Source organism: Streptomyces sp. NBC_00503, from assembly GCF_036346895.1.
GTDB lineage: Bacteria > Actinomycetota > Actinomycetes > Streptomycetales > Streptomycetaceae > Streptomyces.
This window is the reverse complement of the sequence record NZ_CP107855.1, coordinates 5,544,402-5,560,722: the sequence shown is the minus strand read 5'-3', so window position 1 is coordinate 5,560,722 and position 16,321 is coordinate 5,544,402. Positions and strand designations below refer to the sequence as shown.

The following is a 16,321-nucleotide window of genomic DNA, read 5'->3' as shown; positions in this document are numbered from 1 at the left end:
GGGATCAGCTGTTTCCGAAGACCCGCCGGGGGCCCTTGCCGTGCTCGTCGCGCTTGTTCTCGAGGGTGACCACCAGACGCCTGCCGGGGGTCTGCCCGTCCAGGTGCAGGGGGCCGGTGACGCGGTTCGGCGGCAGGACGTAACCCTCGGGGACGTCCGTCTCGAGCAGGTAGTACCAGCCGTCCTCCAGGCCGCGGAACTCGCAGACGCCCGCCCGGTCGGTGGCGCAGCCCGAGGCGACCTTGCGGTCGGCGTTGATCCCGCGGGTCTGGAGGCCCTTGGTGCTGTTGGTCTCCTTCCAGACCTCGAACACCGCGCCGCGCAGCGCCTTCTTCGTCTTCGCGTCCTTCTTCAGGACCTTGATCGTCCCGTCGTGCTCGGGCTTCTTCGGCTTCTCGTTCTGGACGTTGACGACGCGGCCGGTCCGCACGTCGCCCTCGTCGAGGTCGAAGGCGATGACCGGGTCCTTGAGCAGGTCGTAGCCGGCCGGTGCCTGCGTCTCCCGCCAGTAGTACCGCTCGCCGATGGGCAGCTGGACCGTGCAACTGCCCTGTGCGTCGGTGGTGCAGGAGCCTTCGAGCTTCTCGTCGGGGTCCCCTCCGCCGGTCTGCAGGCCCGCGACGTCGTTGGTCTCGCGCCACAGCTCGAACCGGGCGCCGGGCAGGAGCGCCCCGCTGTCCTTGTCCGACTTGCGCAGCACCACCTCGGCGCTGACCGGGAGCTTCGCGTTGCTCATGCGGCTGCTCGCGCCCGCGGAGGCGTTCTGCTGGTTCAGGGTCAGCTCGGAGACGGAGTTCTCCGCGAGCTCGTACCCTGCCGGCGCCTTGGTCTCGCGCCAGTAGTACGTGCCGAGCGGGACGGTGCGGGAGCAGGTGCCGTTCGCCGGGGTGACGCAGTCGGCGACCTTGGTGTCACCGCCGGAGGCCGTGAACTGGGCTCCGGCGACCCCGTTGGTCTCGTGCCACAGCTCGTAGGTGGCTCCGGCCAGCGGCCTGTCGGCGGAGTCCTGCTTGAGGACGGAGACCCGGCCCGTGGTCGGGACCTGCTCCCCGCAGGCGGGCAGGTCGCCGTTGAAGGGGTAGGCGTGCAGCTCCTGGCCGCCGCCGCGCAGGCTGGTGTGGACGAGCTCGCCGGTGGTGAAGAAGCGGCCGTTGGTGCCGGGCAGGGTGACCGTGGTCCGCGAGGTCTGCTCGCCGACGAGCACGCTGCCCTGGAACTGCCCGCTGCCGGTCAGCGCGACCTCGGTGGCGTCCGGGAAGTTCCACAGCAGCCGGGTGCGGTAGCCGTTCCACGCGTCGGCGCCCGTCCCGGTGTCGACGATGCTGCCGCTGAAGGTGCTCAGCGTACGGCTGGCGCCCAGGACGTTGACGAGGATGGTGGCGCCGGCCGGGATCCGGTCGAAGCGGATGCCGATGGCTCCGCCGGTCGCGCCCACCATGTCGAAGTCCACGTTGAAGACCTGGAGCCGGGAGGTGTTGTCCCCGGTGAAGACGGTGAAGCCGTTCTGGTTGACGGCGGTGCCCGTGGCGGGGCGGGTGCGGCCGTCGACCCGGGCGTAGCAGTGGCTCGCGGAGGTGAGCTGGTCGCGCAGGCCCGCGTACGGGGTGACGGCGGCGGCGTCGGCCGTCAGGGTGCCCGTGACGGTGCCGGGGCCGGGTGCGGTGCCCGCGTGGCGGACGACGCCGCCGTCGGAGATCAGCCGCTGGTTGGCGGCGATGTTGACGTTGCGGCCGGTGGTGAGGAAGTCCGAGCCCGCCGGGGGCCGCACCAGCGAGCCCGCGCCGACGACGCCGATGTTGTAACCCCCGCCCGCCTCGGCCAGGTTCTTGTTCTGGTCGAAGCTGCCGAGGACCACGACCTTGCCCTCGGCCTCGGCGGCGCGCTCGCGGACCAGGAAGTCGGCGCCGACGAAGATGTTGATGCCCTCGTCGTAGCCGTTGGGGTCGGTGCCGACCTCGATGGGCGGGAACGGATCGGGGCAGCGGGGCCCGAGGCAGGGGCCGAGCCCGCCCGGCAGCGGGGCCCGGCGGGCCGCGGCCTCCCGGGCCGGCGCCGGCTGCTGCCCGCCGGGACCCGGCGCGGCCGGCGCAGCGAGGGCCACCGGGGCCCCTGCGGCCAGGACGGCCGTGAGGGCGAGCCCCAGGGGGCCGAGGGTCCATTTCCTTGCTGACATGACGCTCCGTCCGTTGCCTGCCGCCGCGTGCGGGTGGGCCCGTACAGGCTGGCGGCGGGCACCGGCGCGCCGGGCGGACCGACACTCGTCCGCTACGGCATTCCGGTACGACAATCACCCGACTGGGGCGTCAGCCGATGGCGGAGCCGGCGACCCAGGCCGTCCACGGCATGTTCCAGCCGCCCAGCCCGTTGTCCGCGGCCACCGTCTTGTCCTGCGAGTTCACGACCTCCACCACGTCGCCGACCATGCTGCGGTCGAAGAACCAGCCGGCCGGGGTGTCGGAGCCGCCGCCCTTGTTGTCGCGCAGACCGATGCAGCCGTGGCTGGCGTTGGTGGAGCCGAAGGTGTCCGGGCTGGCCCAGTAGTTGCCGTGCAGGAAGGTCCCGGAGCGGGTGAGGCGCATGGCGTGCGGGACGTCGGGGATGTCGTACTCCCCGCCGAAGCCCACCGTCTGCCCGTTCATCCGGGTGACGTCGAAGAGCTCCATCACCACCATCTTGCCGTTGTAGGTGGTGTTCTTGGGCGCCCCGGCGGTGATCGGCACGGTCGACAGCAGCTCGCCGTCGCGCCGGACCTCCATGGTGTGGGCGGCGGCATCGACCCGGGAGATCTGGGAGCGGCCCACGGTGAAGCGGATGGTCTTGTCCTGGATTCCGTACGAGCCGGACGCGCCCTCCACGTCGCGCAGCTTCATCCGCACCGTGACCTCGGTGCCGGGCTTCCAGTACTGCTTGGGCCGGAAGTCGAGCCGCTCGTCGCCGAACCAGTGGCCCGCAACTTCCACGGCCGGGTCGGAGGTGATGGTGATGGCGCGCTCCACGTCGGCGCGCCGCTCGATGGACCGGTTGAATCCGAAGGAGATGATCATGCCGGTACCGACGGTGGAGCGGTTCTCCGGCTTGAAGTACCCGATGAACCTCTCCTCGGGAACGTAGGTGGTGAAAGTGGTGTGCCGGGCCTGGCGCCGGTTGTGCCCGTCGAGGGCGACCGCGTCCACCGTGTACTTGGCCGCGAGCGCGAGCCGTCCGGACCCCGCGGCGGGGCTCCAGCTGAGCCCGTCGTCGGCGATGGCGCCGGGCACCTTGTCCTCCTGGGCGTCCTCCACCTTGGTGACCACGACGCGCTCGAGGCGGCCCTCGGGCACGGTCACCGTCAGCGGGCCCTCGGCCGGGACCCCCTTGGCGTTGTCGTCCGGGGTGATCCGGATCGCCTCTTCCGGTGACCGGGGTTTGCCGGGCAGCTGGATCTCGATCGGGGAGCCGCCGTTCTCCGTGCATCCGGCCAGTCCTCCGAGGAGGCCCGCCCACACCGCCACGGCGGCCAATCCCGCCCCTGCCCGCCTCTTCAGATGAGTCACGCTCCTCCAACGACCGGGGCCCTGTGGGGGAAACGTGGGCGCGGGCCACGTTCGGGGCAGAACAGTCCGGGCAGAACAGTGGGAAGGACCAGACGGGGGCGGGCCCTGGCCGGGACGCCGGGGCCGCACTTCCCCTGCCCCCGCCGGTACCGAGAGCCGTGGAGGCGGGCAGTGTCGAGCGCAGCCGAGCAAGAGGCGGTGGAAGCCGTCGTGGGTGAGGTACGGAGCGGCGGGACGGCCGCGCCCGTTCCGTCCGCCGACGGGCAGGACGTGCACCCGGGCGTACACCCCGGGGGAACCGGACACGGGAACGGGAGCGGGAACGGGAGGGAGAACGGGAGGGAGAACGGCAACGGCAACGGCAACGGGAGCCGCCAGCTGACCGGCCTGCTCGGGAGCCGTGCCGTACGGGCGCGGACCCGCCCGGGACCGCCGGTGTGGCCCGGGTCCTCCCATCCGCTGGGGGCCCGGTTCCACCGCGGCCCGGACGGCGCCGCCGGGACCAACTTCGCACTGTGGGCCCAGGGCGCGGAAGCGGTGGAGGTGTGCCTGTTCGAGGAGGACGGGACCGAGACCCGGTGCGCCCTGACGGAGCTCACGCACGAGATCTGGCACGGCTTCCTGCCGGGCGTGCGCCCCGGGCAGCGGTACGGGTTCCGGGTCCACGGCCGCTGGGACCCGTGGACGGGAGCCCGGTTCAATCCGGCGAAGCTGCTCCTGGACCCGTACGCCCGTGCCGTGGACGGGGCCCCTGGGAATGATTACGGCACCCTGCCGCCGGAAGTGTACGGACACGTCCGCGACTGGCCGCAGCAGTACATCGCGGACACCGTGCGCGACGACCGGGACTCGGCCCCGCACGTCCCCAAGGGGGTCGTGGTCCACGATGACGACGACTGGGCGGACGACGTCCGGCCGAAGACCCCCTGGGCCGATTCGGTCATCTACGAACTCCACGTGCGCGGGTTCACCATGCGCCATCCCGGCATCCCCGAGCACCTGCGCGGCACTTACGCGGGCCTCGCGCATCCGGCGGCGATCGAGCACCTGACCGGGCTCGGGGTGACGGCGGTGGAGCTGCTGCCGGTCCACCAGTTCGCGCACGAGGACCACCTGCTGCGCCGCGGGCTGCGCAACTACTGGGGCTACAACTCGATCGGCTACTTCGCCCCGCACGCCGGCTACTCCTCCAGCGGTACGGCCGGGCAGCAGGTCGGCGAGTTCAAACGGATGGTCAGGGCCCTGCACGCGGCCGGGATCGAAGTCATCCTCGACGTGGTCTACAACCACACGGCGGAGGCCGGAGAGCTGGGCCCGACCCTGTCGCTGCGCGGGATCGACAACCGCGGGTACTACCGGCTCCAGTCGGACCAGCGCCGGTACGCCGACTACACGGGCTGCGGGAACACCCTGCACGCCGGGCGTCCGCACGTGCTGCGGCTGATCACCGACTCGCTGCGGTACTGGGTGACGGAGATGGGGGTGGACGGCTTCCGCTTCGACCTGGCGGCGGCGCTGGCCCGCTCGATGCACGACGTGGACATGCTCTCGCCCTTCCTCGCGGTGATCGCCCAGGATCCGGTGCTGCGGCGGGTGAAGCTGATCGCCGAGCCCTGGGACGTGGGCTCGGGCGGGTACCAGGTGGGGGCGTTCCCGCCGCTGTGGACGGAGTGGAACGACCGCTACCGGGACGCCGTACGGGACTTCTGGCGGGGCTCGCTGCCCGACGTACGGGATCTGGGGTACCGGCTGTCGGGGTCCAGCGACCTGTACGCGTGGGGCGGGCGGCGGCCGTACGCCTCGGTCAACTTCATCACCGCGCACGACGGTTTCACCCTGCGCGACCTGGTGAGCTACGAGTCCAAGCACAACGGGGCCAACGGGGAGGACGGCCGGGACGGCACCAACGACAACCGGTCGTGGAACTGCGGGGCCGAGGGGGAGACGGACGACGCGCGGATCGGGGCGCTGCGCCGCCGCCAGCTGCGCAACCTCCTCACCACCCTGCTCCTGTCGACCGGGGTGCCGATGCTGGTGGCGGGCGACGAGTTCGGCCGGACCCAGGGCGGCAACAACAACGCGTACTGCCAGGACAACGGGACGAGCTGGGTGGACTGGTCCCTGCTCTCGGACCCGTCCTGGCAGGGGCTGCTGTCGCTGACCCGGCGGCTGCTGGAGCTGCGCCGGGCCCATCCGGTCCTGCGGCGGCGGGCGTTCTTCTCCGGGAACCCTCAGGGCGCGGACGGGCTGCGGGACCTGGCCTGGTTCACCCCGGCGGGGGCGGAGATGACCGAGCGGGACTGGTACGCCCCGGCCGCCGCGGTCGGGATGTACCTGTCGGGGCGGGACATCCCGGGCCGCGACGAGCGGGGCCGGCAGGTGACGGACGACAGTTTCCTGGCGCTGCTGCACGCCGGGGACCGGCCGGTGGCGTGGGTGCTGCCGGGGGCTCCGTGGGCCGCGTCGTACGAGCTGGTCCTGGACACCGCCCGGGAGGACCAGACGGTCGCCCCCGCCACCCGCCACCGCGGGGGCGAGACCTTGACGGTCCCGGCCCGCGCGGTGCTGCTGCTGAAGGTGGTGGACTGAGCCGGCCGACGTCCCGGTCGGGGCTCAGCTCGGGTCGGAGCCGAAGCCCGCTTCCAGGAGGGCGAACAGGGCGCGCATGGCCCCCTGCGGGTCGGCCTGACCGCGGATCAGGCTCGTGGTGTCCAGGGCGAAGCGGGCCAGGGCCGCGGACCTGAGGTCGCCCTCCGGTGCGCCCGAGGCCTCGGCGACGGCCGCGGCCAGGGCGAACTCGTGGCGCCGCCACATCCGGTCCCAGTACTCCTGGAGTTCCGGGGTCTCGCGGACCAGGGTCAGGTGCGCGATGACCGCCGGGTCGTCCATCTGCCGGGTCGCGCGCGTGGCCACGAGGTGGTCGCGCAGGGAGTGCAGGACGGACTGCCCCGGCGCGCGGTCCCGTACGGCCGCGACGAGCGCGGCCTCGATGTCCTCGTCCTCGTCGAAGACCAGCGCTTCCTTGCTCGGGAAGTGCTTGAACAGCGTGGTCACGGAGACGTCGGCCGCCTCCGCCACTTCCCGGACGCCGACCTTGTCGTACCCGCGTTCCTGGAACAGGCGCAGGGCCGCGTCGGCCAGGGCCTTGCGGGTCTGGGCCTTCTTGCGTTCACGGCGTCCCACTGTCTCGGTCATGGCACCACTCTAACGTCATGGTGTATCCGATGCAAAAGTTGAGTGGTTGCACTTATTTATCCGTTGTGTTTTTCTGAAGCCATGACCGAACCCGAAACCCGAACCACCCCCCGGCGAATCCGCCTCACCCTCCTCGGCGTCATGCTCGCGATGCTGCTCGGCATGCTCGACAACATGGTCGTGGGCACCGCGATGCCGACGATCGCCGGCGAACTCGGCGGCCTGGCACACCTGTCGTGGCTGGTCACCGCCTACACCCTCGCCACCGCCGCCTCGACCCCGCTGTGGGGCAAGCTCGGCGACCTCCACGGCCGCAAGGGCACCTTCATCACCGCGATCGTGATCTTCCTCGTGGGATCGGGCCTCTCCGGCGCCGCACGGTCGATGGAGCAGCTGATCGCCTTCCGGGCCCTCCAGGGCATCGGCGCCGGCGGGCTCGCCGTCGGGGCGTTCGCCCTCATCGGCGCACTCGTCTCCCCGCGCGAACGCGGCAGGTACCAGGGCATGTCCGCCACGATCATGGCCGTCGGCACCATCGGCGGACCGCTGCTCGGCGGCTTCCTCACCAGCCACCTCGGCTGGCGCTGGAGCTTCTACATCAACCTGCCGCTCGGCGCGATCGTGCTCGTGTGGATCCAGACGATGCTGCGCCTGCCGAAGCGGGCCCGTACCGACGCACCCCCCATCGACGCACCTCCCATCGACTACGCCGGCGCCGCCCTGCTCACCGCCACCATCAGCGCGCTGGTCCTGCTCACCACCTGGGGCGGCACCCAGTACGCCTGGGGTTCACCGCAGGTCATCGGCCTGGCCGTGGTGGGTGCGGTGGCCCTCGGCGCCTTCCTCCGGTCCCAGACCCGGGCCGCCGAGCCGGTGCTGCCGCTGTCGGTCTTCCGCAGCCGCAACCTCTCCCTGGCCTCGGTCATGGCCGCCGTCCTGGGCGCCGCGATGTTCGGCGCCGTCAGCTTCCTCCCGATGTACCAGCAGTCCGTACAGGGCGCCTCGGCCGCCAACTCCGGGATGCTGCTGCTCCCGATGGTGCTGCCGATCGTGCTCGCCTCGCAGGTCGTCGGCCGGGTGATGTCGCGGACCGGCAGGTACAAGGTCTTCCCCGTCGTCGGCGGCGCGGCCGTCACCCTCGGCCTGTACCTGCTCTCGACGATGGACGCCTCCACCGGCCGGGGCCTGTCCGCCCTCTACATGGCGGTGCTCGGCACCGGGCTGGGCCTGGCGATGCAGATGCCGATGACCATCGCGCAGAACAGCGTGGAGATGAAGGACATGGGCGTCGCCTCCGCCTCCTCCCCCCTCTTCCGCACCGTCGGCGGCTCCCTCGGAGTCGCCCTCTTCGGCTCGCTCTTCGCCCGCCACGTGGACCACGGGATGAGCGCGCGGGCCGTGGCCGCCGGTACGCACTCCCTCTTCCTGTGGGGCGCCGTACTGAGCCTCGCGGGGCTCGCCGCCGCCTGCTTCATCCAGGAGGTCCCGCTGCGCGGCAAGCCCGGCCCGGCCGCTCCCCCGGCCGCCGGGGCGCGTCAGGAAGAGGGGATCCAGGCGTAGCAGCCGCTGGAGACGAACTCCGCCGTGCCCGCCGGGATCGTGGCGGTGATCCTCTCGCCCGGCTTCGGCGGGGTCTGCGGACCCGAGGCGAGGACGGCGCCGTCCTTGCCCCTGGCTTCCCAGCCGCACGTGGTGCTCCGGGTCAGCGCGCGGTACGTGCCCGCCGACGGGGAGCGCTTCGTGCCGTCCGGGAAGCCCTGCCCGGCCGCCGCGAGGACCGGCAGCTGGTCCGGGCAGAGGAAGGCGATCGCGTCCTTCGCGCCCGGGTCCTCCCCGGCCACCAGCGAGCCGACCGCCGCGTCCCGGTCGTGCTCGGCAGTGCGCCGCACCCGCTGGCAGGACTCCTGGCCGCCCTGGAGGACGGCCGCCGGGTCCGTCTTCTCCGGAACCCGCCCGCTCAGGTACTTCTTCTCCGCCGCGGTGAAGCTGCCCGTCTTCGGGGTGAGCCTGGCGTCCGGGAGGAAAGGGCCCGTCGGCCGGGAGTCCGACCCGGGCGGCGCCGGGGCGTCCGCCGGGTCGGCGACCGGGGACGCGGCCGGCGGCTTGGGCTTCGAGGCCGAGGCCTCGGCCCTGCCGCCCCCGTCCGAACCGCAGGCGGTCAGCGTCAGGGCGGCGGCCAGCAGGACGGCGGCCGCCGCGGAGGATCGGTACATCAGGTGGCTCCCGTCACTTCGCGCCGAAGGTGAGGACCAGCTGCGGCATCGCGTCCGCGGCCGTCGCCTCCGAGGACCAGATCCACAGCGGGTCGGTTCCGGTGCTCGTCAGGCCCAGGCTGTAGCTGGTGCCCAGCACGGTGGAGAGCGCTGCCGTGTCCAGCTGCGCGGTCCGCACCCCCGAGCCGTCCGGCACGCCCGCGAAGGAGCCGAGCGGGGCGGTGCCGAGGGTCGGCTTCGTCTTGAAGCTGGTGCCCGCACCGCTCCAGGTGCCGGTGACCGGGACCACGGAGACGGTGTCGCCCGTACCGGCGCCCGCCGCAGTGGTGGTCTTGACCTGCAGCACGGCGGACTTCAGCACCTGGCCGGCCGGGGCCGCCGGGGTGTCGAAGCGCAGGTACGTCTCGTAGGCCGAAGTACCGCGCACCGCGAGCGAGGTGGAGGCTCCGTAGGGGGTGGTGGGTGCACCTTGGTCGATGTAGGTGTCCTCGGTCGCGTTGACCTTGGAGACCGTGTCGGTGGGCGCCTTGGCCAGGTCGAAGTGGTTCTTGGCCTGGGCCTGGGTCAGCACCTTCGGGTAGACGGCCGTCTCGTCGATCTGTCCGGCGAAGAAGTCGCCGGCCGGCCTGGACGGCCAGCTGCCGAGGGCGTCTCCGCCGACGTGCCAGAAGCCCTCGATCGGCCGGGAGCCGGTGACGCCCAGCGTGCCCTTGGCCTGGCCGTCCACGTACAGCGCCATGCCGGAGGGGCCCTGCGTGGCGACGACGTGGTGCCACTTGCCGTCGTTGAAGGTTTCGGTGGGACCGGTGGAGAGGGTCTTCGCCCCGCCGGAGTCGACGCCGAAGAAGATCCGGCCGGTGTCGGTCAGGTAGATCTGCTTGTCGCCTTCGGTGCTGTTGCGGTCGGTGTTGTTGCCGAAGCCGACCAGCTTGCCGCCGCGCGGGGAGTTCGCCTTGAACCAGGTCTCGATGGAGTACGAGCTGCCGACCGTCTCGCGGTGGTCGCTGTACACCTGCTGGCCGGTGCCGTTGAAGCCCATGGCCGTGCTGGCTCCGGTGACGGCGCCGGGGGTCTGGCGCAGCGCCGGGGCGCCCAGTTGGACGCCGCCGGTGTTGCCGCCGTCCGAGGAGTCGGCGACGTAGGGGCTGACGGTGTCGTCGTAGCGCCAGTACAGGCCGGCGCCGTCCGCGCGGATCTGGTTCGGGTACGCGACCACCGCGTGCGGGACCGTCACCGAGACCCCGGCCGACGGGGCGCTGGTGTTGCCGGCGGCGTCGGTCGCGGTCACCTGGTAGCTGTAGGACACGCCGGCCTTGACCGTGGTGTCGGTCCAGGAGACCTGCCGGCGCTGCCATTCGAGGGAGTCCGCGCCGACGGTGGCGACCGGGGTCGTCGAACCGTTGCGGTAGATCCGGTAGGTCAGCCTGCTGTCGTCCTGGTCGTAGCCGGCGCGCCAGCGGACCTGGACCTCGCCGGGCCCGACGCTGGAGACGCTGGCGACCGGGGTGGTGGGGGCGCCGACGTCGCCGGTGGAGGCGAAGCGGGTCAGGGCCCGCTGGGGCGCTCCGTTGACCTGGGTGAACTCACCGCCCACCCACATGTACTTGGTGCCGCTGCGCTCCGCGATGGCCATCACGCGCGCTCCGATGCCCGCGCCGGGCCCCCCGTCGGCGGTGGGGTGCCAGCCCAGCTTCGCGGGGCTGCGCACGAAACCGCCCACCGGCGCGGGGGCGGCGCCCGCGTGGTCGGTCAGCTGCGCGAGCAGGGAGTTGTTCCTGCCGTCGGGGAACTGGCCCTCGAGCGAGCAGTCGTGGGCGCGCGAGGAGCTGTAGAGGACCCCGTCGTACGGCAGGACGAACTGTGTCGCGCCGAGGCAGCGGTCGCGCCACTTCTCGCCGAAGTCGGTGCCGAGGGCGATGCGGCCGCCGAAGGCACCGCCGCCGGTGCCCTCGTTGGCGGTGTAGTAGCCGGTGGCGTCGGCCGCGATGTGGGTGACGACCGAGTCCGGCGGGATGCTGCCGTAGGTCTTGGCGACGGCGCCGGTGGTGGCGTTCACGACGGCCAGCGCATGGCTCTTGGCGCCGTTGACGGTGAAGAAGTCACCGCCCAGCAGGACGTTCTTGCCGTCGTTGTCGACTGCGACGGCGCGGCCGGGCTCGTCGGCGTCGGCGACGAAGGGCCGCAGCGCGCCGGAGGCGGCGTCGACCGCGGCGAACCGTCCGCGGGGCGCGCCTTCGACGGTGCTGAAGTCCCCGGCCGCGTACAGGGTGTCGTCGGAGACGGCGAGCGCGCGCACGGTGGCCGGGAACCTGGGGTGGAACGAGGCCTTGGGGGTGCAGGTCCCGATGTTGATGGCGGCGAGGCCGGAGACCGGGGTGCCGTTGACGGCGCCGAACCAGCCGGCCGCGTACAGGGTCTTCTTGTCCTTGGAGACGGTCAGCGCGCGTACGGTCGCGCCGCCTTCGTCGGCGGTGAAGGAGAGCTTGCAGGAGCTCGGGGCTCCGGTCGCCGCGTCGAGCGCGACGAAGTTCACGGCTTCCTGCTCGGCTCCGCCCGCGCCGTCGGGCGGGCGGACGGCCGAGAAGGTGCCACCGGCGAAGACCGTGCCGTTGGCCTCGGCCATGGCGAAGACGGTGCCGTTCGGCTGCCAGGTCGGCAGGTTGTCGGCGGTGAAGGCCACGGGCTGCGTGATGGCCGACGCCTGCGGTATCAGCACGATGCCTATGCCGGTGCCGGCCCCGGCCAGCGTCAGGGCCAGGGCGGCAGCCAGCCCTCTGGATCTACGCATGAGCCCCCCAGGGCAACGGCCCGGTTTTCAACGGCTGGAACTACCCGAACAGCCATATGTACCGGCGCAGACCAGGGCTCGCGTGAGGGCGGAGGGTGCACTACGGGAATACGGCAGGTTTGGTCCGGCCACACCCGCACACAGCTGCGCGAATGACCGGTACACGGCGAATCGTAGGTGCAATATATGGCCTCGGAGTTCCCTTCGGACGCCTGCCCCCGTCCTTTGGTCCCCGACCCGCCGAATGCCCCCTCAGTACGCTCCGCGTCCGTCGACCACGGCTCGGAGCGTGCGGCCCATGACGTCGACGTCACTGGTGAAGGACCAGTTGTCCACGTACTGCAGGTCGAGCTGGATCGTCTCGTCCCAGGACAGGTCGGACCGGCCGCTGATCTGCCACAGCCCGGTCATTCCGGGCCGCACCGTGAGCCTGCGCAGTTCGACCTCGTCGTACTTCGCCACTTCCTCGGGCAGCGGCGGGCGCGGGCCGACCAGCGACATGTTCCCCGCCATCACATTGATCAGCTGGGGCAGTTCGTCCATGGAGGTGCGGCGCAGCAGCCGGCCGATCCGGGTCACCCGGGGGTCGCGGCGCATCTTGAACATCAGGCCGTCGTTCTCGTTGGATCCGGATAACTCGGCCTTCAGCGCGTCCGCGTCCACGACCATCGTGCGGAACTTCCACATGACGAACGGGACTCCGTCCCGCCCTATGCGCCGCTGCCGGTAGAAGGCCGGTCCGCGCGAGCCGAGCCGGATCGCGAGGACCGTTCCGAGGAACGCCGGCGAGAGCAGCACCAGCCCGACCGTCGCGGCCACCCGGTCCAGTACGGACTTCAGTACGCCCTGCACTCCCCCGCTCACCGGCGGCGCCACCCGCAGCACGGCCAGACCGCCCGCGGACAGGGTCTCCAGCCGCTTGACGGAGACCTCCACCAGTCCGGGGAAGACCGCCAGTTCCAGCCCGGCGTCGTGCAGGGCCCAGGCGATCCGGCGCAGCCGCTCCCCACCGAGCCGTGCCCCCGGGGCGACGAGCACCAGGTCGGCGTGGTGGGCGGCGACGGCTCCGAGCACGGCGCCGGAGTCCCCGTGCGGGGTCGGCGCCATCGCCGGGCCGAGCCGGGCCGCGACGGGCACCCCGCTGGCCATCTCGCCGGGCCCGACCGGGACGACGCCGACGACCACGTAGGGGTGGTCGGTGCGCGCGGCGAGGTGCCCGATGACGGATTCGGCGGCGTCGGGCTCGCCGACGACGAGCACCCGGCTCACCGCCTGGGCCTCGCGCCTGGCGGCGGAGAGGTGGCGGTAGGTCAGTTTGTGGCAGGCGACGGTGACGAACAGGGCGGGCAGCAGGGCGCCGAGCGCGGACAGTCGGGGGGTGTTCTCGTCGGTGATCACGCGGGCCACGGCGAGGACGCCGATCAGAATCAGCCAGTCGTGTACGACCGGGAGGACACCCCGGGATTCGCCGAGCAGGCGGGCCGCGTACCGCCTGCGAAGCGCCTGCACACCGGTCCAGGCGACGGCGGCGCCGAGGGCGCAGTAACCGGGCCTGGCCTGCTGCGCAGCCTCAAAGACCAGGCCAACGGGCACGCCCGCACCGATAAGATCGGCAGTGACGGCGGCCGGCAGGTACCACCGCGCTTTGTCTCCGAGCTTCCGGGCCGACACAACAGCCTCTTTGGCCGTTCTGGCCACTCTTTGCACAGGAATATGGACATGCCTCATGGGCCCCCCCTGGCACGTGGTTTATGACAGTGACGCGAGTCCGCTGCTTCCCCGGGCAGTGAACATCTGACGCACCGGGAAACAGTACGACAAACACCCGTACGGTAATTGGCGTTTCCGCGAACCGGACGTCTTGCTGCCGCAGCGCTGGAGTTCGGTACCGCACATTCCGGATACTGAGCACTCCTGTCCCACATCCAAGTGAATGTTCCGGATACCGGATACGTCACTTCGGACAACGGACCGTTTCCAGCCAACCTTTTGACGCGCCCCTGACATTGCGCCTCTCAAGTGGCACTCTTCGACCGTTCTTCGCACCAGCCCGGTCTGCCCGGAGGCCCACCCAGCCATCCGGAACCCCCCTTGCAGAAGGAGTCTGCGTTGAGTCCCACCCCCCAGCGGCGTGCCACCACGGCCGGCGCGCTTGTTGCCGCGGCCGCTCTCCTCGCCGTAGGCATCCAGACAGGAACCGCCACCGCCGACGCCACCGCGTCCAGGACCGGTTCAGCAGCCCAGGCCAACCCTGCGGCGGCCAACCGCGCACTCAGCGCATCGGAGCGTGCGACGCTCCTGAGCGAAGCGAACTCCACGTCCGTGCAGGCGGCCAAGGCCCTCGGCCTCGCCGACTCGGAGAAGCTCGTCGTCCGCGACGTGGTCAAGGACGCGGACGGCACCACGCACACCACGTACGAGCGCACCTACAACGGGATACCCGTGCTCGGCGGTGACATGACCGTCCACGCCAAGGGCGGCGTCACCAAGAGCGTCACCAAGGCCACCAACGCGGACGTCAAGGTCGCGGACACCACCGCCACCGTCGCCCCGGCCGCGGCCGAGGGCGCGGCGCTCTCCGCCGCCAGTGCGGCGGGCGGCAAGTCGGCCAAGGCCGACAAGGGCGCCCGCAAGGTGATCTGGGCCGCCGACGGCGCTCCGGTCCTCGCCTACGAGACCGTCGTCGGCGGGCTCCAGCACGACGGCACCCCGAGCCAGCTGCACGTGATCACCAACGCCAAGACCGGCGCGAAGATCACCGAATGGCAGTCCATCGAGACCGGCATCGGCAACACGATGTACAGCGGTCAGGTGACGCTGGGCACCACGCAGTCGGGCAGCACCTTCACCCTGAACGACGCCGGGCGCGGCGGCCACAAGACGTACGACCTGAACGGGGGCACGGGCACCGGCACCGGCACCCTCTTCAGCGCCACGTCCGACACCTGGGGCAACGGCGCCGCCTCCAACCGGGCCACCGCGGCCGCGGACGCGCACTACGGCGCCCAGCTGACGTGGGACTTCTACAAGAACGTGATGGGCCGCAACGGCCTGCGCAACGACGGCGTGGCCCCGTACAGCCGGGTTCACTACGGCAACGCGTACGTCAACGCGTTCTGGGACGACTCCTGCTTCTGCATGACGTACGGCGACGGTACGAGCAACACGCACCCGCTGACGTCCATCGACGTGGCCGCGCACGAGATGACCCACGGTCTGACCTCGGTCACCGGCAACATGACCTACTCGGGTGAGCCCGGCGGCCTGAACGAGGCGACCTCCGACATCATGGCGGCGGCCGTCGAGTTCAACGCCAACAACCCGAACGACGTCGGTGACTACCTCGTCGGCGAGAAGATCGACATCAACGGCGACGGCACCCCGCTGCGCTACATGGACAAGCCGAGCAAGGACGGCGGATCCAAGGACTCCTGGTACTCGGGCCTCGGCAACCTCGACGTCCACTACTCCTCGGGCCCGGCCAACCACGTCTTCTACCTGATGTCCGAGGGCTCCGGCGCCAAGGTCATCAACGGCGTGAGCTACAACTCGCCCACCGCGGACAACCTCCCGGTCACCGCGATCGGCCGCGACGCCGCCTCGAAGATCTGGTTCCGCGCGCTGACGGTCGGCTACTTCAAGTCGAACACCAACTACGCGGCCGCCCGTACGGCGACCCTCCAGGCCGCCGCCGACCTGTACGGCCAGGGCTCGGCCACCTACAACAACGTGGCCAACGCGTGGGCCGGCATCGCCGTCGGCGCCCGCATCTCGAACGGTGTCACGGTCACCAACCCCGGTAACCAGAACACCGTCACGGGCAGCGCCGTCAGCCTCCAGGTCCAGGCCACCAGCACCAACGCCGGTGCCCTGAGCTACGCGGCCACGGGTCTGCCGACCGGCCTGTCGATCAACTCCTCGAACGGTCTGATCTCCGGTACCGCCTCCACCGCCGGCACGTACAACGCCACGATCACGGTGACGGACTCGGCGAACCAGACCGGTACGGCCGCCCTCGTCTGGACGGTCGGCACCACGCAGCAGAGCGTGTTCGAGAACACGACCGACTACCAGATCGCGGACAACGCCACGGTCGAGTCGCCGCTCGTGGTCAACCGCACGGGCAACGCCCCGAGCACCCTCAAGGTGGACGTGAACATCGTCCACACCTACGTCGGTGACCTGGTGGTCGACCTGGTCGCCCCCGACGGCTCGGTCTACAACCTGCGCAACCGCTCCGGCGGCAGCGCGGACAACATCGTCCAGAGCTTCACGGTCAACGCCTCCTCCGAGGTCGCGGCCGGAACCTGGAAGCTCCGGGTCGCCGACAAGGCGAGCCTGGACACCGGCTACATCAACAGCTGGAAGCTCACCTTCTGATCCCCACGAGGGAGCAGGACGTGAACCAGAGCTGAACCGCTAGACGACGGGGCCGCCCGGGAGAAGACTCCCCCGGGCGGCCCTGTTCCATTGGCCCCCGCCGCGCAGGGTCCAGTTCCCCCCAGGGCCGGGACCTTCGGCGCCCTTCGGCGGGCCGCGCCGGGGTCATAGTGGAAATCAGCGAACCTACGGAACCGTAGGTTCGGGTGATT

9 protein-coding genes are annotated in these 16,321 nt (G+C 71.3%); 3 read left to right on the top strand and 6 right to left on the bottom strand.

Translation table 11 applies throughout. The annotated features are described in order from the left end of the window. Positions 1-4 precede the first annotated feature (4 nt). The gene (locus OG490_RS25870; protein WP_330298666.1) at positions 5-2,173 is read right to left on the bottom strand and encodes a choice-of-anchor A family protein; all 2,169 of its coding nucleotides are present in this window, start codon (positions 2,171-2,173) and stop codon (positions 5-7) included. 130 nt (positions 2,174-2,303) lie between these two features. After that, positions 2,304-3,524, bottom strand: a complete 1,221-nt coding sequence (locus OG490_RS25865) for a L,D-transpeptidase (protein ID WP_330301069.1) — start codon at positions 3,522-3,524, stop codon at positions 2,304-2,306. Positions 3,525-3,704: 180 nt separating this feature from the next. Between OG490_RS25865 and glgX the strand changes: the two genes are divergently transcribed. Continuing rightward, positions 3,705-6,122, top strand: a complete 2,418-nt coding sequence (gene glgX, locus OG490_RS25860; RefSeq protein WP_443065876.1) for a glycogen debranching protein GlgX — start codon at positions 3,705-3,707, stop codon at positions 6,120-6,122. A 24-nt stretch (positions 6,123-6,146) separates the two neighbouring features. On the opposite strand, the gene OG490_RS25855 is transcribed toward glgX, so the two are convergent. After that, entirely contained in the window at positions 6,147-6,728 is a 582-nt protein-coding gene (locus OG490_RS25855) for a TetR/AcrR family transcriptional regulator (protein ID WP_330298665.1), read from the bottom strand. Between the two features lie 81 nt (positions 6,729-6,809). On the opposite strand from OG490_RS25855, the gene OG490_RS25850 reads away from it, so the two are divergent. Beyond that, a complete protein-coding gene (locus tag OG490_RS25850) occupies positions 6,810-8,288 on the top strand; it encodes an MDR family MFS transporter (protein WP_330298664.1) in 1,479 nt (492 codons plus the stop codon). Here OG490_RS25850 and OG490_RS25845 read toward each other — a convergent pair. The 3 genes from OG490_RS25845 to OG490_RS25835 all read right to left on the bottom strand — a co-directional run bounded on the left by OG490_RS25845 (position 8,264) and on the right by OG490_RS25835 (position 13,457). Further along, entirely contained in the window at positions 8,264-8,941 is a 678-nt protein-coding gene (locus OG490_RS25845; RefSeq protein WP_330298663.1) for a hypothetical protein, read from the bottom strand. The genes OG490_RS25850 and OG490_RS25845 overlap by 25 nt on opposite strands. Positions 8,942-8,954: 13 nt before the next feature. Beyond that, positions 8,955-11,729, bottom strand: a complete 2,775-nt coding sequence (locus OG490_RS25840) for a LamG-like jellyroll fold domain-containing protein (RefSeq protein ID WP_330298662.1) — start codon at positions 11,727-11,729, stop codon at positions 8,955-8,957. Positions 11,730-11,981: 252 nt separating this feature from the next. Continuing rightward, positions 11,982-13,457: a sugar transferase gene (locus OG490_RS25835; protein ID WP_443065875.1), complete on the bottom strand. Its 1,476-nt coding sequence runs from the start codon at positions 13,455-13,457 to the stop codon at positions 11,982-11,984. Between the two features lie 381 nt (positions 13,458-13,838). Between OG490_RS25835 and OG490_RS25830 the strand changes: the two genes are divergently transcribed. Next, positions 13,839-16,109, top strand: a complete 2,271-nt coding sequence (locus OG490_RS25830; protein WP_330298660.1) for a M4 family metallopeptidase — start codon at positions 13,839-13,841, stop codon at positions 16,107-16,109. Positions 16,110-16,321: the final 212 nt, after the last annotated feature.